The sequence below is a fragment of the Actinomycetota bacterium genome, assembly GCA_035697485.1.
Lineage (GTDB): Bacteria > Actinomycetota > UBA4738 > UBA4738 > HRBIN12 > JAOUEA01.
Map to the genome: position 1 here is coordinate 169,497 of DASSCU010000017.1, position 20,941 is coordinate 190,437.

22 protein-coding genes and 1 tRNA gene are annotated in these 20,941 nt (G+C 70.4%); 13 read left to right on the forward strand and 10 right to left on the reverse strand.

All coding sequences use genetic code 11. The features are described from left to right. The first annotated feature begins 5 nt into the window (after window positions 1–5). Window positions 6–1,247 carry an acyltransferase gene (locus tag VFI59_05210; protein HET6713094.1) on the forward strand — a complete coding sequence of 414 codons (1,242 nt, stop codon included), beginning with the start codon at window positions 6–8 and terminating at the stop codon, window positions 1,245–1,247. Window positions 1,248–2,691: 1,444 nt separating this feature from the next. Here VFI59_05210 and VFI59_05215 read toward each other — a convergent pair. After that, on the reverse strand, window positions 2,692–4,662 hold the full coding sequence (locus VFI59_05215) for a hypothetical protein (GenBank protein HET6713095.1): 1,971 nt from the start codon (window positions 4,660–4,662) through the stop codon (window positions 2,692–2,694). After that, a complete protein-coding gene (locus tag VFI59_05220) occupies window positions 4,659–5,207 on the reverse strand; it encodes a hypothetical protein (protein ID HET6713096.1) in 549 nt (182 codons plus the stop codon). Before VFI59_05220 ends, VFI59_05215 begins: the two co-directional genes overlap by 4 nt. A 51-nt stretch (window positions 5,208–5,258) precedes the next feature. Here VFI59_05220 and VFI59_05225 point away from each other — a divergent pair, with 51 nt between their 5' ends. Together VFI59_05225 and VFI59_05230 are read left to right on the forward strand one after the other, a co-directional pair. Beyond that, complete coding sequence (locus VFI59_05225) at window positions 5,259–6,644, forward strand: TldD/PmbA family protein (GenBank protein ID HET6713097.1); 1,386 nt, start codon at window positions 5,259–5,261, stop codon at window positions 6,642–6,644. Further along, window positions 6,637–7,980 carry a TldD/PmbA family protein gene (locus VFI59_05230; protein HET6713098.1) on the forward strand — a complete coding sequence of 448 codons (1,344 nt, stop codon included), beginning with the start codon at window positions 6,637–6,639 and terminating at the stop codon, window positions 7,978–7,980. Before VFI59_05225 ends, VFI59_05230 begins: the two co-directional genes overlap by 8 nt. A 9-nt stretch (window positions 7,981–7,989) precedes the next feature. Here VFI59_05230 and VFI59_05235 read toward each other — a convergent pair whose 3' ends face one another. After that, entirely contained in the window at window positions 7,990–8,274 is a 285-nt protein-coding gene (locus VFI59_05235) for a hypothetical protein (GenBank protein ID HET6713099.1), read from the reverse strand. Between the two features lie 121 nt (window positions 8,275–8,395). Between VFI59_05235 and VFI59_05240 the strand changes: the two genes are divergently transcribed. Beyond that, entirely contained in the window at window positions 8,396–8,845 is a 450-nt protein-coding gene (locus VFI59_05240; GenBank protein HET6713100.1) for a hypothetical protein, read from the forward strand. 15 nt (window positions 8,846–8,860) lie between these two features. On the opposite strand, the gene VFI59_05245 is transcribed toward VFI59_05240, so the two are convergent. Beyond that, window positions 8,861–9,238, reverse strand: a complete 378-nt coding sequence (locus tag VFI59_05245; GenBank protein HET6713101.1) for a nuclear transport factor 2 family protein — start codon at window positions 9,236–9,238, stop codon at window positions 8,861–8,863. A gap of 43 nt (window positions 9,239–9,281) precedes the next feature. On the opposite strand from VFI59_05245, the gene VFI59_05250 reads away from it, so the two are divergent. Further along, window positions 9,282–9,809 (forward strand): GNAT family N-acetyltransferase, encoded by a 528-nt coding sequence (locus VFI59_05250; GenBank protein ID HET6713102.1) that lies wholly within the window; start codon window positions 9,282–9,284, stop codon window positions 9,807–9,809. Between the two features lie 26 nt (window positions 9,810–9,835). Here VFI59_05250 and uppP read toward each other — a convergent pair whose 3' ends face one another. After that, on the reverse strand, window positions 9,836–10,678 hold the full coding sequence (gene uppP / locus VFI59_05255; protein ID HET6713103.1) for an undecaprenyl-diphosphatase UppP: 843 nt from the start codon (window positions 10,676–10,678) through the stop codon (window positions 9,836–9,838). A 371-nt stretch (window positions 10,679–11,049) separates the two neighbouring features. Here uppP and VFI59_05260 point away from each other — a divergent pair, with 371 nt between their 5' ends. After that, entirely contained in the window at window positions 11,050–12,396 is a 1,347-nt protein-coding gene (locus VFI59_05260; GenBank protein ID HET6713104.1) for a lysyl oxidase family protein, read from the forward strand. Here the strand turns inward: VFI59_05260 and cpaB are convergent. The 4 genes from cpaB to VFI59_05280 form a co-directional block, all read right to left on the reverse strand. Then, entirely contained in the window at window positions 12,369–13,118 is a 750-nt protein-coding gene (cpaB, locus tag VFI59_05265) for a Flp pilus assembly protein CpaB (GenBank protein HET6713105.1), read from the reverse strand. The two genes, VFI59_05260 and cpaB, sit on opposite strands and share 28 nt — an antisense overlap. A gap of 62 nt (window positions 13,119–13,180) precedes the next feature. Continuing rightward, window positions 13,181–13,363, reverse strand: coding sequence for a hypothetical protein (locus tag VFI59_05270; protein HET6713106.1), 183 nt, complete (start codon window positions 13,361–13,363; stop codon window positions 13,181–13,183). A gap of 1 nt (window position 13,364) precedes the next feature. Next, entirely contained in the window at window positions 13,365–14,162 is a 798-nt protein-coding gene (locus VFI59_05275) for an S-methyl-5'-thioadenosine phosphorylase (GenBank protein ID HET6713107.1), read from the reverse strand. After that, window positions 14,159–14,500, reverse strand: coding sequence for an FmdB family zinc ribbon protein (locus VFI59_05280; GenBank protein HET6713108.1), 342 nt, complete (start codon window positions 14,498–14,500; stop codon window positions 14,159–14,161). Before VFI59_05280 ends, VFI59_05275 begins: the two co-directional genes overlap by 4 nt. A 151-nt stretch (window positions 14,501–14,651) precedes the next feature. Between VFI59_05280 and galU the strand changes: the two genes are divergently transcribed. From galU to VFI59_05315, 7 genes are all read left to right on the forward strand, one after another. Next, the gene (gene galU / locus VFI59_05285) at window positions 14,652–15,530 is read left to right on the forward strand and encodes a UTP--glucose-1-phosphate uridylyltransferase GalU (protein ID HET6713109.1); all 879 of its coding nucleotides are present in this window, start codon (window positions 14,652–14,654) and stop codon (window positions 15,528–15,530) included. A 39-nt stretch (window positions 15,531–15,569) separates the two neighbouring features. Then, the gene (gene glp, locus VFI59_05290; protein HET6713110.1) at window positions 15,570–16,835 is read left to right on the forward strand and encodes a gephyrin-like molybdotransferase Glp; all 1,266 of its coding nucleotides are present in this window, start codon (window positions 15,570–15,572) and stop codon (window positions 16,833–16,835) included. Window positions 16,836–16,841: 6 nt separating this feature from the next. Then, a complete protein-coding gene (moaC, locus tag VFI59_05295; GenBank protein HET6713111.1) occupies window positions 16,842–17,315 on the forward strand; it encodes a cyclic pyranopterin monophosphate synthase MoaC in 474 nt (157 codons plus the stop codon). A gap of 209 nt (window positions 17,316–17,524) precedes the next feature. After that, entirely contained in the window at window positions 17,525–18,106 is a 582-nt protein-coding gene (locus VFI59_05300) for a hypothetical protein (protein ID HET6713112.1), read from the forward strand. A gap of 10 nt (window positions 18,107–18,116) precedes the next feature. Beyond that, complete coding sequence (locus tag VFI59_05305) at window positions 18,117–18,752, forward strand: haloacid dehalogenase (protein ID HET6713113.1); 636 nt, start codon at window positions 18,117–18,119, stop codon at window positions 18,750–18,752. Window positions 18,753–18,796: 44 nt separating this feature from the next. Further along, window positions 18,797–18,870 (forward strand) — tRNA-Ala (locus tag VFI59_05310). 231 nt (window positions 18,871–19,101) lie between these two features. Then, window positions 19,102–20,178 carry an NAD/NADP octopine/nopaline dehydrogenase family protein gene (locus VFI59_05315; protein ID HET6713114.1) on the forward strand — a complete coding sequence of 359 codons (1,077 nt, stop codon included), beginning with the start codon at window positions 19,102–19,104 and terminating at the stop codon, window positions 20,176–20,178. A gap of 152 nt (window positions 20,179–20,330) precedes the next feature. Here the strand turns inward: VFI59_05315 and VFI59_05320 are convergent, their stop codons facing one another. Beyond that, window positions 20,331–20,822, reverse strand: coding sequence for a hypothetical protein (locus VFI59_05320; GenBank protein HET6713115.1), 492 nt, complete (start codon window positions 20,820–20,822; stop codon window positions 20,331–20,333). Between the last annotated feature and the right edge of the window lie 119 nt (window positions 20,823–20,941).

The window sequence follows — 20,941 nt, forward strand, 5'->3', positions numbered from 1 at the left end:
GCGGGATGGGCGCGCAGATCGACGAACTGGTCGCGACGACGCCCGCCTCGCGCGACCGCGTCGTCGACTTCCTGCGTGCTGCCAGCATCATCGCCGTCGTGGTCGGCCACTGGTTGATCGGGCTGATCTACTGGCAGGACGGCGTGATCGGCACGCACAGCGCGGTCGGCACGACGTCGTTCCTCTGGCTCGCGACCTGGTTCCTGCAGGTGATGCCGGTCTTCTTCTTCGTGGGCGGCTTCTCAAACTACGTCGCGTACCAGGCGTTCATGCGTCGCGGCGAGCACAGCGGCGCGTTCGTGCGGAGCCGTCTCGACCGGCTGCTCCGGCCGTCGCTGGTGTTCCTCGGCGTGTGGGCGGTCGTGATGGGCGCGATGCACCTGTTGGAGATCGGGGCGCCGAGCGGTCCGCGGCTTTGGGGCGACGTGACCCTGCTCCGCGGCATGCTGCCGCCGGGTGCGACGGTGCCCTTCGGCCCGCTGTGGTTCCTGGCGGTCTACCTCGTGGTCGTGGCGGTGGCGCCGGTGACGATCCGCCTGCACGAGCGGTTCGGCCTGTGGGTGCCGGCCGCGATGCTGCTCGGCGCCGTGGTGGCCGACCTGGTCGGTTTCGTCGGCGGGGTCTCGCTCGCCCGATGGGTCAACGTGGTGTTCGTGCTGCTCCTGCCGCACCAGCTCGGCCACGCGTACGGCGACGGCTCGATGCTGCGCTGGCCCCGCCGTGCGTTCTGGGCGATGGTGGTGGCCGGTCTCGGTGGCCTGGTCGTGCTCACCACCCCCGACCTGTTCCGTCCGTTCGGAGACGTGCGGTTCGACTGGTTCCCGGGCATCGGGCACTACCCGAAGAGTCTGCTCGGCACCGACGTGGAACGCGTGTCCAACGCCTTCCCGCCGACGCTGTGCTTCCTGCTCGGTGGCGTGTGGACGATCGGGGCGGCGATGCTGTTGCGACCATCCCTCACCCGATGGCTCCAGCGAGCGCCGGTCTGGCGGGCCACGATCGTGGTGAACAGCGTGATCATGACGTTGTTCCTCTGGCACATGACGGCGTTCTTGCTCGCCGTGTTGCTGCTGTGGCCGCTCGGTCTCGGCCACGAGCAGGACAGCACGGCGAGGTGGTGGCTCGAGCGTGTCGTCTGGGTGGCGGTGCCGGGGCTGATCCTCTTCGGGCTGGTGGCGATCTTCGGTCGCTTCGAACGGTCCAGGAGCCCGGGGAGAACGGGGGCCCGGACCAGCCCGGTGCGGTGATACCGTCGGCGCCGTGCAGCGTCCCGGTGCGGCCCCGTCCGGCTCGCCTCGTCCCGACGCACGCTCCCCCGAGGCGTCGTCGCGTGGCGCGACCCGTGCGATCGTGCTCGCGGTCGCCGGCTTCCTGGTCTGCGCGTTCGTCGCTGCTGCGCCGGGGTCGCCGTTCCAGCCGGTGCTGCCCGCCGGCGCCGAGCCGAGCGGGCCGCTCACGGCGTTGGCGACCGCCGCCGGCCTCGACCGGCTGACCGGTTCGTGGCTCATCGCGGCCGGTGTGCTCGCCGCGGCCCTCGCGGTCGCCGGGTTCCTCGTGCTGCTGCGTGAAACGTGGCGGGGCACGGTGCGGCTGCGCACGGTCGTGGTGCTCGCCGTCATCGCCAACGTCGTCGTGGTCGCGTTGGCGCCGCTGCTCTTCTCGCGCGACGTCTACTCCTACGCGTTCTACGGACGCATTGCAGCCGTCTACGGAGAGAACCCGTACGTGCACACGCCGGTGGAGTTCGGTGGCGACGAGCTCTGGCCGTTGGTGGGACCGAAGTGGGTCGACACCCCCGCGGTGTACGGGCCCGTCTTCACGACGATCTCCCGCGGCATCGCCCGCACCTTCGACGCTCCGGCCGACCAGATCGACGCCTACCGGTGGCTGGCTGGGCTCGCGAGCGTGGCCACGATCGCCGTGATCGCGGCGACCGCGCTCCGCGTGCGACCCGGCCGGGCCGCGTTCGCGGTCGCGGCCTTCGGGCTGAACCCCGCCGTGCTGTTCCATGCGGTGGCGAGCGGTCACAACGACGTGCTCGTCGCGCTCGCGATCTCCTTGGGGTTCCTGCTGCTGGTGCGCGGCCGGAGTCTCGCCGCCGTCGCGCTGCTCGCGCTCGGCGCGCTGATCAAGGCGTCCGTCGCGCTGCCCCTCGTCCTCGTGATCGTCTGGTGCGTCGCGCGATCGCCACGAGGTCAGCGAGGGCGCACGGCGGCGACCCACGTGGGCCTGGCGATCGCGGTCGGCCTCGTCTTCGCCGTGCCGTACCTGCAGGCCGAGGACCCGACCCTCGGCATGCTCGAGCTCGCCGGACACGAGGGGTGGCTCGCGCCGTCGGTCTTGGTACGGAAGGTGTTCGGTTGGCTCAGCTTCGGCACCCTCGGCTGGCTCGCCCGAGTGGTGTTCGCCGTCGTGCTGGTGGTGACGTTCATACGGCTCGCCCGCGACGTCGCTCGCCGGGCGGTCGATCGCGAGCCGATCGAGGCCGTGGGGGCAGCGATGGGATGGTCGCTCGTGGCCCTGATGCTGCTCGCGCCCGTGCTGCTCCCCTGGTACGTGGCGTGGGTGTTGCCGCTGGCGTGGCTGTTGCCGAGGCCGCCGAGGTCGACGGTGATCGCGGCGGGAGCGGCGCTCGCCCTCGCCCAGTGGTCGACCGAGCCGTTGCGCTACCCCGACGCGTTCGCCGTGAACCTATGGGTCGGACACTGGATCGTGACGCCCGCCATGCTCGTGCTCGTGATCTGGTGCCTCGTCGACCTGCGACGTCGGATCGTGGACCGCCGTCCCCTGCACGATCCGGAGCGCATACCCGCCGAGGGCGGCGAGCACTGAGGCCAGGGCCGGCCCCCACCACCCGTCGAGGGGCACGCCCAGGCGCTCGAGGGCCAGCGCGGCGACCGTGAGCGCGGCGACGCCGAACGCCGGGGCCGACGCCGCCACCGCGACCCGATCGTCGAACGCCCACCGGGCCCATCCGGCGCCGACGACCCAGAGGAGCGCGAGCACTGCCGGCCCGGCGAGCGCGATCGCGAAGGGGGACGACGGCGCCAGCTCGCCGTCGCCCGCCGGCAGCGGGCGGGGATCGGGCACCGACGAACGAACCTCCGCACCCTCGGCCGGATCGGCGCCAACCGCCGCCGCGTGCCAGGTCACGAGCCGGTCGTCGATGAGCGGGGAAGGGTCGACGTTCCACTCGGGGGCGACGAAGATCGCTCGCTCCCCCTCGGGGATGTCGGCGAGTGTGATCCGCGACAGCGCGTCGTACTCCTCCTCGCCCCGCTCGGTCGGGCGGTCCGCCTCGAGGTCGTCCAACGCGCCCACGTAGACGTACACGTCGTCGGCGCGGTCGGCCGGCACGGCGGCACGCGCGATGTTCGCGACGTTCGTGGCGTTGAACGTCACGAACCGATCGGGGTCGTCCACCACGATGACGAGCGGCGTGTCGGTCGGCAGCGTCTCGGCGATCCTGCCGACCAGGGTCGCCGAGGCGAGGTCCTCGCGGGTCATGTACGGGTGCTGTGAACGCTGGGTGTCCAGCGCCGGCAGCGCGAACAGCCCGAGGAGGACCACCGTGGAGGCGACCGTGAGCCAACGCCGGGGCTCGGTGCGTTCCCAGACCCACGTGACGCCCTGCGCGGCGAGGATCGGCAGCGCGAACCCGAACGTCATCACGCGCTCGGGAGGGAACCACCCGGTGGCGATGCCCACGGGGACGCCCACGACCGTGAACGCCGCCCACGCGATCAGGAACCGCCGGGTGAACCCGTGCACCTGCAGGGTGCCGATCGCCGCCAGCGGCAGCGTCACCCACGGCGCGAACCGTCGCACGCTTTCGCGGAACCGGTGGAGGTAGTTGCGGGTGAGCGCGTCGTCGAGCCCCGCTCGACGGAGGAAGCCGTCCTTCGACGTGTCGACCGACAGCCGAGCCGGCCCGAGGAGCATCGACAACAGTCCGGCGCCGACGACGAGGCCGCCACCGGCGAGCGCCACGAGTACCCGCCCGGCGTCGGAGCGCCAGCCGTGCTCGGGTTCGAGCACCCACGCGACGGCCGCCGCGGCGACGAGGATCGCCGCGCCCGCGAGGAAGAACTGCGGATGCGAGAGCCCGCCCCCGCCGAGCAACAACGCCGCCGCGATCACACCGAGCCGGGTTCGCCGGGCGAGCGCCGCCGCCGCGGCGAGGAACGTCGCCGTGAACGCCAGATTCGCGACGTAGCCGTCGGCGAGGTGCACGGCGAAGACCCCGGCCATGAGGCCCGCGAGGGTCCAACCGGGGCGACCACCGTGGGCCCGTCCGTGCACGAGCGCCACGGAGGCCAGCCCGATCGAGACGCCCAGGGCCTGTTGCAGCCCCGCGAGTGCGGGCACGAGCGGGAGGCTCAGCGCACCCGCGACGGCGGCGATCAGCGCGGCGACGCCCGGCCTGGCGCCAACGAGCGCGATGCCCTCCGCCGCGCCGAGGCGCGTCCACCACAGATAGACGGTTTCGTCGGGGCCGGGACCGAAGTCCCATCCGCGGAAGAGCCCCGGCCACGCGAAGATGGCGACCAGCACCGCGGTCAGCGCGGCGAGCCAGACGAGGTCCGTCCCGTGCGGCCTCGCGTCGTGGATCTGGCGGCCGTCGTGCCCACGGCGTGCATCGGACGTGTTCGTGGGTGTCACTCCGCCGCGAACGTGCCCTGGGCGCTCACCGTCACCGTCGAGCCGTCCTCGGTGGTGCCGGCGATCGCGGAGCACAGGAAGCTTCCGCCCATCTCGTCGGGCAGCGCGGGCGAGATCGTCACGAGGCACTCGCCGGCGTCGGACACGAACGCGATCGGACCGTCGGTGCCGCGCACGGCGAAGGTCAGCACGCGCTCCGGCGAGGTGGGCTGCTGGGCGGTGAACGAGGCACCGATCAGCGTGAGCTCGCGCTCCGGCCCTCGCCACCGTATCGCGAGTTCGCCGGGCGGCGGCATCCAGAGCGCCGGTAGCCCGAGGTTCGGGTAGTTCTCGGTGAGGTTCAGGGCGCCGGTGATCGAGACCGATGCCGTGCCGGCCGTGAAGCCGGTCTCGGCCTCGGGATCGATCGACGGGGTGGTCGCCTCGGGGATCTCGACCGGCGACCCGGTCTCGAGGGGATCGGGCAGGGCCGTGGGCTCGTCGCGACCGCATCCCGCCGCGAGCACCGTGAGCGCCGTCATCACGATCGTCGTCGCGTTCCGCATGCCCCCATCGCCCCCCGGGCGCTGACTGTACCCCCTGTTAGCATCGCCGCCATGCTCGACCGCGCCCTCGTTGAGGAAGTGCTCACCGCAGCCCGCGCGCGCGGTGGCGCGTTCGCCGAGGTATTCGTCGAGGAGACGGCGAGCACGTCGATCCGCCTCGACGACGGCAAGGTCGAGGAGCTCACAACCGGGCTCGATCGAGGCGCCGGGGTGCGCGTCACCCACGGCATGAGCTACGGCTACGCGTACTCGAACCGGCTCGATCGTGATGCCTTGCTCGAGGCTGCCGACGCGGCCAGCGCGGCGCTGCGAGCGGGCGAGCCCGGGTCGGTGCTCGACCTGCGGACGCTCGAAGGTCCGCTGACGAACGCGGTGCAGCGCCCGGCCGGCACGGTCCCCGCGGCCGACAAGGTGGGGTGGCTGCGCGAGCTCGACGACGCGGCGCGTGCGTTCAGTCCCGAGGTCGTGCAGGTCGTCGGCGTCTACGGCGACTCCCTGCAGCGTCGTCTGATCGCAACGAGCGACGGTCGCTGGGTCGAGGAGGAACGCCCCCGCATCCGCATCGTCTCGCAGGTGGTGGCCAAGCGGGGCGACAACATCCAGACAGGGTTCCACGGACCGGCCTCGTGTGCCGGCGTGGAGTTCGTCGATGAGCACACGCCACGCGCGACCGCCGAGGTCGCGGCCAAGCGCGCGGTCACGATGCTCGACGCCGTGCCGGCGCCGGCGGGGGAGATGACCGTCGTGCTCGCACCGGGCATGGGCGGCGTGCTGTTCCACGAAGCGGTGGGCCATCCGCTCGAGGCCGACGCGATCGACAAGGAAGCGAGCGTCTACCGAGGGCTCGTCGGCACGAAGTGCGCGAGCGAGCTGATCGACGGCGTCGACGACGCGACGATCCCCAATGGCTGGGGCTCGTTCACCTTCGACGACGAAGGCACGCCGGCGCAACGCACCGTGCTGTTCACCGACGGTGTGCTGCAGGGGTTCCTCTACGACCGGCTGCGTGCCGAGAAGGACGGCGTCGAGTCGACCGGCAACGGCCGCCGGCAGTCCTACGCGTCGCCGCCGGTCGTGCGCATGACCAACACGAACATCCTCAACGGCGCGGCGACGCCCGAGCAGGTCCTGGCCGACACGCCGAGCGGCGTGTACGTGACCGCGCTCGGCGGCGGCCAGGTGAACCCGGCGACCGGCGACTTCGTGTTCGGCGTCAGCGAGGGGTACACGATCGAGCAGGGCGAGGCGACGACTCCGGTACGGGGTGCGAACCTGATCGGACGCGCGATCGAAGTCATGAGCGCGGTCGACGCCGTGGCCGACGATTTCGACACCTGGGAAGGGGTCTGCGGCAAGGACGGCCAGAGCGCGCCCGTCGGCAGCGGATCGCCGACGCTGCGAATCTCGAGGATCACGGTGGGAGGCACCGGTGGCTGATCTCGGCGAGCTCGTTCGGGCGGCGGTCGAGACCGCCGAAGCCGACGAGGCCGTCGAGGCGTACGCCGAGGAGTCGCGCCAGACCGAGGCGAGGGCGTTGCGCGGCGAGGTCGAGGGCCTCGAGTTCGCAGAGTCGCGCGGCGTCGGGGTGCGCCTGATCCGCGACGGCCGGCTCGGGTACGCGTACGCCGCGGACCCGTCGATCGAGGAGGTGCGGTCCGCGGTCGCCAGGGCACGGGAGAACGCGGCCCTGACCGAGCCCGACGAGTTCAACGTGCTTCCCTCGGCCGAGCCGATCACACCGATCCCCGCGCTGTTCCGAGAGGACTCCGCCGAGGTGGCCACCGCGGACAAGGTGCAGATGGCGCTCGACCTCGAGCGCCGGCTCGTCACGACCGACCCCAGGGTGACGAAGGTCGATCTCGCGCAGGTTGGCGACGCCGTCTCACGGGCCGCGATCGCCTCGACCGCGGGGGTCGACGCCGAGTACGCGCGGACCGACGCGTGGGTCGTCGCGGTGACCCTCGCCGTCGAGGGCGAGGAGACCCAGACCGGGTTCTCCTACCGCATCGCCCGCGCGCTCGACGAGCTCGGCCCCGACGCGATCGCCGACGAAGCGATCGACCGGGCCGTGCGCATGCTCGGCGCGACGAAGCCGGTGACCGCCAAGGTGCCCGTCGTGCTCGACCAGTTCGCGGCCGAGGAGTTCTTGGGGGTGCTTGCCGCCGCGCTCAACGCCGAGAACGTGCTGAAGGGTCGATCGCTGTTCGCCGAGATGGTGGGGCGCGAGGTCGGCTCCGAGCTCTTCACGCTCGTCGACGACGGCACGATCCTCGACGGTCCGGGCGCGGCGCCCTTCGACGGCGAGGGTGTGCCGAGCGGACGCACCGAGCTGTTCACGGCGGGCAGGCTCAACGGGTTCCTCCACGACACCTACACGGCGGCGCGCATGGGCGGTGGCCAGCGATCGACCGGCAACGCCAAGCGCGGCTCGTACAAGGGGTCGCCGGGTGTGGGCACGTCGAACTTCTATCTCGACAACGGCTCGACAACGTTCGACGAGCTGCTCCGACAGGCCGAGGGTGGCGTACTGATCGCCGAGGTCTCCGGGGTGCACTCGGGCGCGAATCCGATCTCGGGCGAGTTCAGCGTCGGCGCGACCGGCCTGCGCATCGAGGGCGGGGGGCTCGGCGAGCCGCTCCGCGAGATGACGATCGCCTCCACGCTGCCGCAGATGCTGGCCGGCATCACGGGGGTCGGCGACGACCTCCGGTTCTTCTCGAGCGTCGGCACGCCGTCGGTGTTGATCGGCGAGATGACCCTCGCGGGCGTCTAGGCCGCCCGGCTACGCGCCTCGCACGCGTCGGATCAAGATGGCCAGCCCGCCGATCACGGCCGCGAACCCGACCCCCGATGCGATCAGGAACGCGAGGGCGACCGATTCTGGATCGCCGAACCCTCCGGCGATCTGCAACAGGAACAGCGAGGCGACGCCGACGCCGGCGCCGAGCACCAGGGAGAGCGCGACCGCGAGGCGTTGGCCCACGGGGAGGAAGAGCCCGACACCCCCCGCCGACGCGGCACCGAGCCCGATCAACACCATCGCCCACGAAACGTAGGTCTGCTCCATGGCCGCGAGCCTCGCATGGCGTCTGCCCGAGAGGGAACGGTTCGCGATGCTTCGTCGCGGAGTCGTCACACCACCGCCACACACGCGTATCGTGTCGATCCGTTGGTGGGAGGGCCACGCGATGAACGTCGATCGGCAGATGGCGAGCGAGGAGGTTCGGCTCTGGGGAGAGCTGCGCTCGACGATCGACGCGTTCGAGCCCGATCAGACGCTCGTGCCCGGCTACTTCGCCGAGGGATGGACGGCGAAGGACGGGTTCGCCCACATCGGCACGTGGCTCGCGGAAGCCGGCGCCGCGCTCGAGCAGATCCGTGGCGGGACCTACGTGGAGCTGCGCACGGACGAGCTCGACGAGCTGAACGCCCGGTTCCTCGACGCCATGCGTGACGTGCCGCTCGCCGACGTCAAGGCCCAGGCGATCGCCGCCCGCGCCAGGATGCTCCATGCGTGGACCGAGATGGCCGAGCCCGGCGAGGCGGCGCTCGCGTGGATCCGCAAGTCGGGACCCGATCACTACGAGGAACACCTGCCGCGCCTGCAGGCATGGCTGCGGGAGCTAAAGGGGGGCTGACGCCAGGCGATCCTCTCAGCCGACCGACGGCCGCTGGCGGAACCACTCGGTGAACGCCCTGCAGCGTCCATGCTCGTCGAACTCCATCACGAAGGCGTTGTCGTAGACACGCTCGGGCGTACCGTCGGCGCCGAAGTACGTGCTGACGCCGGTCGCGACCCCGCGAGCACCCTCGACCGCGAACGGTTCGTACCACGCGTCCCACGTGCCGGGCTCGTCGGGCTCCTCGAGCCACGAGGCGACGATCGCGTCGCGTCCGAACAGGGGCTCGTCGGCCGGGTGGTAGCGGTACTCGGCATCGGTCGTGAACAGCTCGCCGATCGCGGCGGCGTCGTTCGATCGCCATGCGGCGACGTAGCCGTCGAGCCAACGCTGCAGGGTCGGTCGATCCATCGCGTGCGCCTCCTCGCGTGACCTGGGTACGCTCCGGCCTATCGTGCAGGAGCAGGGTATCCGCATCGTGAAGGTGGGCGCCGAGCGCGTCGACGACCTCGAGCCGCTCGCCCGCTCGATGCATGCCTACCACCTCACCGTCGACCCCGCGATCCCGGGCATCCCCCCGCGCGACGAGGACGGGTGGTGGGCGCTGCGACGAGAGCGGTATCGGCGCTGGCTCGCGGCGCCCGACGCGTTCGCGCTCCTCGCGGAGACCGACGACTCGGGCACGGGGCCGATCGGCTACGCGGTCGTCTCGATGCACGGCGGGCCTGACGACTCACACCTCACGGGCGATCGTTTCGCCGAGCTCCAGTCGCTCGCGGTGCTCGAGGGCATGCGCGGTGCGGGCGTCGGGACGGCGCTGCTGCAGACCGTGTACGCGGAGCTCCGAGCGCTCGGCATCGAGGAGCTCGCGATCGGTGTGCTGGCGACGAACCACGACGCGCTGCGCCTCTACGAACGGGAGGGCTTCACCCCCTGGGTCGTGATCGCCCTCGGGAAGGTACCGCCGGCGCCGGGCAACTAGTCCATATCAGAGTACTGGCTCGGTCCTCAGAGCGTGGCCTCTCGCACCCCGGCGGCGACGAGCCCGATGACCAGCGCCGCCACCGCCACCCGATAGAGCATGAACACCTTGAAGTCGTGGCGCTTCAGGTACTTCAGCAACCCCCAGATCACGAGGAACCCGCTCACCGCCGACGACACGAAGCCCCAGAAGAACTGCGCCTCGTACCCCTGGAAGCCGGTCTGCGCGAGATCGGTAGCCTTGTAGAGCCCCGCCCCGGCGATGATCGGCAGGGACAGCAGGAACGAGAACCGCGCCGCCGTCTCGCGGTCGAGGCCGATCGCGCGAGCGGCGGTCATCGTGACCCCCGAGCGCGAGACGCCGGGCTGCAGCGCCATCGCCTGCGCGACCCCGAGGAACAGCCCGGTGCGCACGCCGATCGAGTCCATGCCGCGCACGCTAGGCATGTACCTGTCCACCAGGTAGAGCAGGACGCCGAAGGCCGCGAGCATCACGGCGATCAGCACGGCCGCGCCGAGCGTGTCCTGGATCACGTCCTCGGCGAGAGCTCCCACGATCGCGCCCGGGATCGTGCCCACGACCAGCGCCCACGCGATGCGTTCGTCGGTCGACGAGATCGCACGGGCGGCGAGCGTGTGCAGCCACGCCTTCAGATAGCGCCACAGATCACGCCGGAAGTAGATCACCGCGCCGAGCAAGGTTCCCATGTGCAGGGCGACGTCGAAGCTCTTCGCGAAGTCCGCGTTGCCGCCGAGCTGTTCCCAGCCGAACAGCCACGGTACGAGGATCAGATGTCCAGAGCTCGAGACCGGCGCGTACTCGGTGGCGCCCTGCACGAGGCCGAGCACGATCGCTTCCCAGACGCTCATGGGTGCTCGCTCGGATCCGGGACGCTCATCGACGCACGCTCACGACGGTCGGGTTCCTGACTTGGCTCGGACTGCGGGAGGGGGAAGCCGACACATGCTAGCGGCCTTCCGAGCGCGCCGGAACGGCCGAAGGACCGGTTGTGCTCGAACGAACCGGCGGGATAGGGTCGGGCCCGATCATTCGCCTCGCGATCATGGCGCGGGGCCGCACCCGGCGCTTGGAGGCTTCCCCATGTCGAACCGACGACGAGCGAGCGTCGCGGTGGCCGCGATGCTTTCTGCTGACCTCGTTGCCGACGTTCGGGCCAGGCCCGGCCTCGGCGGGTGACTCCGGTCTCGAGCTGCGGCTCATCGCCACCAGGGACCGCGTCGTGGCACGCCGCTACCGCTCCGGCTACGTCTCGATCGATCCCCGGATGATGCTGGCCGCGAGCGGAGGCGACCTCGAGCTCGAGGTCTCGCGTCCCGACTACGACACGCCGATCACGACCCTGCAGCACCTTCCGGGCGGAGGCACCGCCGTGCTGCCCGACGACGTGGTCGACGGTTGGATGGGCCTCACGAAGTTCTTCCGCGTGACGATCTCCGATCGCGACGGCGAGGTGCGATTCAACCGCATGGTGCCGTTCTGTCCCAACGTGTGGAGCAAGACCCGCCTGGGACCCGACGGACCGTCGTTCCCCGTCTACCCGAGCTACTGCAGCTGGAACCCGTTCACCCTGGGCATGGTCTACGGCATCGAGCAGGACTGGGGGGCGAACATCGCCGAGGGTATGTGGCAGGCCGCGTACATCCGCTTGAAGGAAGGTCGTTACCGCTACGAGGTGCGCATCACCCAACGCTTCCTCGACCTCTTCGACCTCGATCCCGCCGGCGCGTCGGCGAGGACCACGCTCTTCGTCAAGGAGGCCCGTCGCGGCCGGGAATCCGCGAGGGCGACCGCCGACGGCGACATGGGAGCGCCCACGCCGGGTGTGCCCAGCGTCCGCGCCGCCGGCGACGCCGGCCTGCCCGATCTGCGCCCCCTGCCGTCGTGGGGCATCGGCGTCCGACGCTCGAGACGGGGCGACTACCTGACGTTCGGGGCCAACGTGTGGGTCGCAGGGAACGGACCCCTCGTGGTGGAGGGGTTCCGTCGCGAGGGCGAGGACGTGATGGACGCCTGGCAGTACTTCTACGAGGACGGGGAGCCCGTCGGTCGCGCGCAGGTCGGCGAGATGGAGTTCGACGACCGTCACGGGCACGACCATTGGCACTTCAAGCAGTTCGCGGCGTACGAGCTGCTGGCCGAGGACCGGCAGACGGTGGTGAAGAGCTCCAAGGAGGCGTTCTGCCTCGTGCCCACCGACGCGATCGACCTCACCCTGCCCGCCGCGGAGCTGCAGCCCGGCAACGTCGGGCTCTGGACCTCGTGCGGCGGGCGGAACGACCGCTGGATCCGCGAGGTGCTGCCCGTGGGCTGGGGCGACACCTACTACCAGTACGTGGCGGGACAGTCGTTCGACATCACCGACGTGCCCAACGGCACCTACTACGTGAAGGTCGTCGCGAACCCGGAGCATCAGCTCCAGGAGCTGGCCTACGACAACAACGTGCGCCTGCGGAAGGTGATCCTGCGCGGGAAGCCGGGCCACCGGAAGGTCGAGGTGCCGCCGTGGCACGGTATCGACACCGAAGGCTGGGTCGCCCGCTACGGGCTCGGCCCGTTCGTGGGCTGAATCTCGGCGGCAGGGGACGGGACCCCGGTCGCGGCGAACGCATCGGTCGTGGCCGCCTCGTCGCCGATGATCACGATCGAGAGCAGGGCCAGGCTCGCGGCGCGCGCCAGTCGCTCGACCGTGAGCGGGTCGGCGAGCACCACGAGTGGCGGGCCGGTCATCGCACCGATCGGCCCGCCCGCGACCGGGGATCCTGCCTCGACGACGTCGAGGACCTCGAGCCCCGAGGCGACCGTCTCGGTGTATGGGCGTCCGGCGTTGACTCCGTAGGTCGCGAGCACGTCGATCTCGTCGCCCGACCTGACCGTACCGGCCGGGGGACCCGCCGGCAGCACGAACGCCCGCAGGCCGGCCGGCACCAGGGCCGCGACCGGCCCGGCGCCGGCCCCCGACAGACGTGTCTGCGTGAGGATCTCGCCCTCGGCGAGGTCGGCGATCAGCACCCGGCCCGTCGCCTCGTCGGGCGTGGTCAGCGTGCCGGGTGGCACGAGCGACGAGGGCACGTCGACGACCAGCAGCGACCCAGGGTCGACGACCGACCCTCGCGTCAGGTCGGACGCGGCCGCCAGGACCTCGATCGGGGGACCGACGACGGGCCTCGTCGCCTCGACCCGTTGGACGTGTGCTCGCAGCGCGAGCACCGCGGCCACCGCGGCGATCGCCGCGCTCGCGAACCACACGACGGCCGACCTCGGCAGGCGTCGACGGAACGGAGCGAACATGCGGCGGACACTAGGTTCCGGGAGCCCACGCGTCCGTGACGTGTGTCACCGACGGTGGAGCGTCAGTCCGGTCCCGAGGCCTTCGGCTTGTGGGACAGCGGCACGATGCGCACGCGGAACTCCTCGAGTGCCTCGCGCCCGACGATCAGCGCGGCTGCCTCCCGCACGCGGTCGGCGAGCGCCTGCGGGTCGTCGTCGGTGCGGAACGAGAGCTCGACGCGAGCCAGCACCTCGTCGCGCGCCATCTCACACCTCGAAGCGAGCGCCGGTGAGCGCGGTCGCGCAGGCGCACTCGCGTGTGTCGGGCAGCGAGGGGATCACCGCGAACAGCAGGTCGCGGAGCTTCTCGTTGTTCTCGGTGAACACGCGGACGACCTCCTCGTGGGTCACGGGCGGCACCCCTTCGACGCCGACGTCGTAGTCGGTGATCAGCGAGATGCTCGCGTAGCAGAGCTCGAGCTCGCGGGCGAGCAGCGCCTCCGGGTACTGGGTCATGTTGATGACCTCCCACCCCGCGCTCGCGAACCACGCCGACTCCGCCCGCGTGGAGAACCTCGGGCCCTCGATCACGACGACCGTGCCCCGGTCGTGGATCGGGATCTCGATCTCGCGTCCGCGCTCGACGATCGTCGAGCGCATCACGTCGCAGTATGGGTCGGCGAAGGAGATGTGGGTGGTGACCGGGCCGTCGTAGTACGTGTTCGGACGGTCGCGCGTACGGTCGACGAGCTGGTCGCTGATCACGAAGTCGCCGGGTTTCACGTGGGCCTGGAGCGAGCCACAGGCGTTCGGGCCGAGGACGCGCCCGACGCCGAGCTGCTTCATCGCCCACAGGTTGGCCTTGTAGGGGATGCGGTGAGGAGGGTACTCGTGGCGAGACCCGTGCCTCGGCAGGAACGCCACCCGTTTGCCGCCGATCTCGCCGATCGTGACGGCCGCGCTCGGCGAGCCGTAGGGGGTTTCGACCTCGACCGTCTCGGTGTCCTCGAGGAACGAGTAGAAGCCGGAGCCTCCGAAGATCCCGATGTCGGCGCCGGTCATCAGCTCCCGTCCTCCTTCTTCGGGGACGGAGTGCTCGCAGACGTGGGGGTGTCGTTCTTGGCCCCGGCGCCCGGCGTGGCGGATCGCTTCTTCTCGCCGGGTTTCGCGTCGGAGGCAGCGGCCCCTGCCTTCTCGTCGGTCTTGTCCGCCCCGGTCTTCGCCTTCTTCCCGTGGTCGGTCGCGTAGAACCCCGAACCCTTGAACGAGATCGCCGGAGGCGCGAACACCTTGCGGAGCTCGCCACCGCACTCGGGGCATTCGGTGAGCGGATCGTCGCGCATCGACTGCACGATCTCGAAGAGGTGCCCGCAGCTCTTGCAGACGTACTCGTAGGTCGGCATCGCCCGCCGAGTCTACCGGCGCGTGCCTGCGCGTTTTCGTCGCCGATCGTTCGGGGAATCGCAGGGGACCGAACGGACTACCCACAACGGAGGACTGGCTCGCGGGGTTGCTCCGCGCGTACACTTCGGCTCCCGTACGAGGAGGGCACGCGTGAAGGTCAGGAAGGCGGTGATCCCTGCAGCCGGGCTGGGTACACGGTTCCTGCCGGCGACCAAGGCTGTGCCCAAGGAGATGCTGCCGCTGATCGACACGCCCTCGATCCAGCTCGTCGTCGAGGAAGCCGTGCGGGCCGGCCTCACCGACATCCTGATCATCACGGCCCGGGGCAAGGGCGCGATCGAGGACCACTTCGATCGCTCGCCCGAGCTCGAGGCGGAGCTCGAAGCGCGGGGCAAGTACGACGAGCTGAAGCTGATCCGCGGGCTCACGGACCTCGCGCAGGTCCATGCGGTGCGCCAGCACGAGGCGCTCGGCCTCGGGCACGCGGTCGGGGTCGCCGAGGCGCATGTGTCAGGAGAGCCGTTCGCGGTGCTGCTGGGCGACGACCTGATCCACCCCTCGGTGCCGCTGCTGCGCGAGATGCTCCGCGTGCACGAGCGGTACGGACGCTCGGTGCTCGCCGCCCAGGAGGTCTCGCGCAGCGAGATCTCGGCCTACGGCGCGATCACGCCCGAGATGGTCGAGGAGAACCTCGCGAAGGTGCGCTCCGTGGTCGAGAAGCCGCCCGCCGACGAGGCGCCGTCGAACCTGGCCTCGATCGGGCGCTACGTGTTCACTCCCGAGATCTTCGACGCGCTCCGCCAGACCAAGCCCGGGCACGGTGGCGAGATCCAGCTCACCGACGCGATCAACCTGCTCGCCCAGGAACAGGCGGTCTACGCGTTCACGTTCGAGCAGGGCCGCTACGACGCCGGCAACAAGCTCGACTACCTCAAGGCGACCGTCGAGTTGGCGATCGAGCGCGACGACGTCGGGGCGGCGTTCCGCGACTGGCTCGCCGACTTCGTGCAACGCAGGAAGCTGCTGTAGGCCGCGGGCCGAGCCGGCGGCCGTGGCTACACTGCGGGTATGTCAGGTCATCCCCCCGAGGTGCACGACCACGATTCCCCCGAAGGCTTGATCCCCGTCGACGAGGCGCGGGCTCGCGTCCTCGAGGCGATCCAGCCGCTCGCGCCGCTGCAACTGCCGCTCACCGAGGCGCACGGGTGTGTCTCGGCCGAGGACGTGGTCGCGACCGAGAGCCTCCCCTCGTTCCCCTCCTCGGCGATGGACGGGTTCGCGGTGCGAGCCTCCGACGTCGCCGAGGCGACCCCCGAGCGCCCCGCGGAGCTGAAGATCGTCGGCCGGGCCATGATCGGGTACCGGCCTGAGGCGGTCGTCGGCGGCGGCGAGGCGGTGGCGATCGCGACCGGCGCGCCGATCCCGGCCGGCGCCGACACGATCGTGCCGATCGAGAACGCCGAGGAGCACGGCGAGATCGTGCGACTGTTCGAGGCCGCGGCGGCCGGCCGCCACGTGCGACCGGTCGGCGAGGACGTCGCCGAGGGCACCGTGCTCCTCGAGCGCGGCAAACGGCTCGGCGCGCCCGAGCTCGGCCTGCTCGCGAACGCCGGCTTCCCGACCCCCCTCGTGCACCCCAGGCCGCGTGTGGTGGTGCTCTCCACCGGCGACGAGCTGATCCCGCCGACCGACTCGCCGGAGTACGGGCAGGTCCGCGACTCCAACGCGTTCACGATCTTCGGAGCGTTGCGCGAGGTGGGCGCGATCCCCACGCTCGCCGGCATCGTGCGCGACGACGCCGATTCCTTGAAGGAGACCGTCCTCGACTACCTCATCCAGGCCGACGCGTTCATCTCGTCGGGCGGCGTGTCGGTCGGGGAGCGCGACGTCGTGAAGGCCGCCTTCTTCAAGCGTGGCGATATCGACTTCTACAAGGTCGCGATGCAGCCGGGCATGCCGCAGGGCTTCGGCCAGATCGAGGGCAAGCCGTACTTCGGCCTCCCCGGCAACCCGGTGAGCGTGTTCGTGAGCTTCGAGCTGTTCGTGCGTCCCGCGGTTCTGACGATGATGGGCCGCACGCAGATCGATCGTCCGCAGGTGAACGCGACGCTCGCCGCCGACGTCAGCGGGCCGAAGGGCAAGATGCAGTACGCGCGCGTCGTGATCGAGCGGGGCGGCGACGGATGGATCGCCATGCCGACCGGCGGCCGCGGCTCGAACCTGATCTCGACGGTCGCCAGGGCCAACGGGCTCGCGATGATCCCGCCGGGCACCGAGACGGCGCCGGCCGGCTCGCAGGTGCAGGTCATGGTGTTCCGCTCCGGCGAGGACTGAGCCGTCGTGGTGAGCGATCAGGCCGGTGCCGACGGCGTCACCCGCATCGTCGAGGTCGGCGCGAAGGCCGAGACCGAACGCGTCGCGACCGCCGAGTGCTGGGTGATGACGACGCCCGAGGCGGTCGGACACCTCGTGGCCGGCACGAAGAAGGGCGACCCGATCCAGACGGCGAAGATCGCCGGGGTGTTCGGGGTGAAGCAGACGCCGGCGTTACTGCCCCACTGCCACCCGATCCGGGTCACCGGCGCCGACGTGGTGATCGAGCCCGACGAGAGCGTGGGGCGACTGCGCGTCGAGACGACCGTGCGGGCGACCGACCGGACCGGGGTCGAGATGGAAGCCCTCACGGCCGCCGCCGTCGCCGCGCTCTCGCTCTACGACACCGCGAAGGCGTTCGACCGAGCAGCTCGGATCGACCGCCTGCGGCTGTTGCGGAAGTCGGGTGGCAAGAGCGGCGACTACGTCGCCGAGGGCTGATCCCGACCGCTGTAGCCCGACCGGGGAGTTCCTTCATACGTCAACGGGCATACAGCACCTGGTGTGACTCCACGTGTCGGGGCGATGGCTTGTGAAAAAGTTCTCGAATCACATCGATGTGATCGCTTCACCCCATATCTGGTGCTAGCGTCCCGCTCCAACCTAGATGTGGTAGCGCCAACGGTCGCCGACCCCACGGGAGGCTGGGCGTGGAGTGGTTGCCCCTCGCGGTCTTGGGCATCATGTGGGTAGCGTTCTTGCTCCCCACCAAGAGCAAGGCGTCGACCCCGCAGGGGTCGGTTGGGGACTTCGAACGCAGGATGGAGCTATTGGCGCAGGCTGAGTCGTACGGCACCGAGGGCCGTTGGATCGTCACCCCCCGCAAGGGCGTGCGGTTCATGGGACCCACCGAACGGAACCGGGCACGGGCCCGGGAGCGCCGCCGACAGGTCTTCACCTTCATGCTCGAGACGATCGGCATCACGTTCCTGATCGGGCTCGTGCCGCCGCTGCGGGTCGCCTGGGCCGTCACGGGCGTGTTCGCCGCGCTGCTCGCCGTCTACGTGTGGCTGCTGCTCACGATCAAGCACCGCGAGTCCACGTTCCGCACCGCACCCCACCGTCACCCGAGGTCACACGCCGCACCCAGCCGCCCGGTGCCGCAGCCTCGCTACGTCGCGGAAGGCCGCAGCACGCGTGCCCGCCCGAGCTTCAACGGCCTCGGCATGCTCGGCGAGGGCGACCGCGTGCACGTCGTCGTGCGCACGGGCGAGGCCACGGCCGGCGCCTGACCGGTTCGGCGTGGCGCTCGACGACCTCACTCGCGACCTCCACGCTCGGTTCGATGCCACCGTCGCGGCACGCGAGCAGGCGCTCCCCGCCGCTCGGCGATCGATCCGTGCGAGCGCCAACGCGATCAGGGCCGTGCATCGCGGCGAGTTCCATCGAGCCGACGAGCTGATCGCCGAGTCACGTGCTGCCATGCAGTCGGGGGTCGAGGCGGTTGCCGATCACCCCGAGGTGCGGTTCGCCGGCTACCTGCAGGACGCCCAGAAGGAGTACGCCGAGGCGAACGTGACCCGGGCACTCGTGACCGGCGGCGCGCTGCCGGGACCCCTGGAGCTCGGCGTGGAGGACGCGCCCTACCTGAACGGCATCGCCGAGGCGATCGGGGAAGGACGCCGCCACATCCTCGATCTGCTGCGCGCCGGCGAGGTGGAACGCGGCCAGGCGATGCTCGACGTGCTCGAGGAGTTGTACGGGGCGCTCGTCACGATGGACTACCCCGACGCGATCACGCTGAACCTGCGCCGCTCGACCGATGTCGCCCGGTCGCTGATCGAGAAGACCCGCGGCGACCTCGCGATCGCGGCGATGCAGCAGGGCATCGAGCGAGCGCTCGGCGAGCACGCGCGACGCCTCTCGGACGACACCTAGCCTGCTCGGTCGCGACGGACCCCTTTGCTACGCTGGCATCCCCTGGGGGTGTAGCTCAGCCCGGTAGAGCGCTGCCTTCGCACGGCAGAGGTCGACGGTTCGAATCCGTTCACCTCCACCCAGGAAGCCGCAGGTCAGAGAACACTCGATCCTCGGCGTTGGATACGCAGAGATATGAGCAGCGAGCGCCTCCACGACGAACCCACGATCCCCACTGGCTGGGTGTATCGCTTGAGCCCGATCAGTTTGCCCTGAGCACGGCCTTGACCCAGGCTGCTGTTTCCTCCGCGGCCTGTGAGACGGTTGGGTTGACGACGCTGCAGGAGTGCGCACGAAGGGAGTCAGCCGAATGAGGATCGCGGTGCTGGGGGCCGGCGGTGGAGGGCTCGCGGTCGCCTACGAGTGGACGAGTCAGGGGCATGAGGTCGCGCTGTACGCACAACATGCTCATGAGCACCATCTGGTGCCGGTCCGCGAGCGCGGCGGTATCCAAGCCGAGGGCATGCTTGAGGGGTTCGTCTCTCTGGCGACGGTCACCACCGACATCGCCGAGGCGCTGGACGGTGTGGACGTGATCTTCGTCGTCGGCCCCGCCTATGCCACGGAGCCGTTCGGCCGTGACACTCGCGGTCACCTGCGCTCCGGGATGACCGTCGTGGTCTGCCCCAGTTCGTCCGTCGGCAGTCTGGCCTTCAAGCACGCCGCGGGGTTGGACCTCCACGACGAGAGCGTCGTCGTGGGCGAGACCAGCACGCTGCCGTACGCCGCGCGCGCATCGATGCACGCCAGTGTGCGGATCTTCCACCGGTTCGACACCGGCTTCTCGGCCGCTGCCGCCCCGCGCAGCAACACACCTCACCTTCTCGAGGTCCTGCGGCAGGTGTACCGCAACACCGACGAGGCCGCGGGGATCTTCCAGACCACGCTGCAGAACGGCAACCCGGTCATCCATCCGGCCGTCACCTTGCTCAACGCCGCCCTCATCGAACGCACGGGTGGTGACTTCATGTTCTATGAGGAAGGGGTCACCGAGGCGGTCGGTCGCCTCATGAAGGCGGTCGACGGCGAGCGGCTATCCGTCGCTAGGGCCTTGGGCGTGGAAATCCTCGCCGAGCCGGATCTCGGGGTTCGGCAGGGCTACATGAGCGAGTCCAACTACTCCACCGGCTACTCCACCGCACCAGGCTTTCGGGGCATCAAGGCGCAGGACGAGCTTCATCACCGCTACCTGACCGAGGACGTGGGCTACTCGATGGTGTTCCTCACCGACCTGGCTCGGCACCTGTCGGTGCCGACCCCCACCATGGATGCCGTCATCCGCATCGCCTCGATCGTCGCGGGCGAAGACTTCGCTACCGAGCGTGCCCGCACGATGGACAAGATGGGCCTGTCCGGCCTGACGCGAGAACAGCTCGCGGCGTACTGACGTCCGTCACTCCTCAGGAGCCCACACCCGAGGCTTCGCGTCGTGCCACGCTCCACATCAGCACGAAGCCAAGCCCGTGACCCCCATCACCATGGCCGGCCTCGGGAAGTCGTCGCACCTGAACCCCGCCTTCGACGAGATCGCCAAGGTGCTCAGGGGCCGAGGGTGATCTGCATATCAGTGCCGGTGTTGGTATCGGTGAACGTGGCCTCGCCGTTTGCGACGGTGTAGGCGCCCGTGCCCCCGGTCACCCCTAGTTCGTACACGCCCGGACCGGCCGGGTCCAGGCCGTCCACCGTGATCGTGCCTTCCGCGAGCTTCAGCAGATACGTGCACCGCCACAGGCCAGAGACCCCCGGCGTGATCCGCCGCTCGACGAGACATGTCCCGAATGCCCAGCCCACCTGTTCGTCGGTGGCGGCAGCGTCGAACAGCTTGGCGCGGGTTTCGACCCGATCACCCAGTTCCAGCAGGCCGTCATCATCCAGGTCGACGAATCGCTCGGTAACCGAGTCGAAGGGCACCACGACGTGGATATCACCCTGTGCGGTCGCTATTGCGCCACCGATCACCCCGACTGCGAGGAGCGCCAGCACGACCGTTGCCGAGATCGCCGCACGATACCCAAACCCGCTTCGCTGCATGGGAGCTCCCCTCGCCAAGCGGGCACCGGCTAATCGCCCATAGATAGGCCGCAATCGACGGCGGGTCAAGCCCGGCGTTCACCTGAGATCGCCCAAGAAGCTGGGGTCCCCGGTGCTCG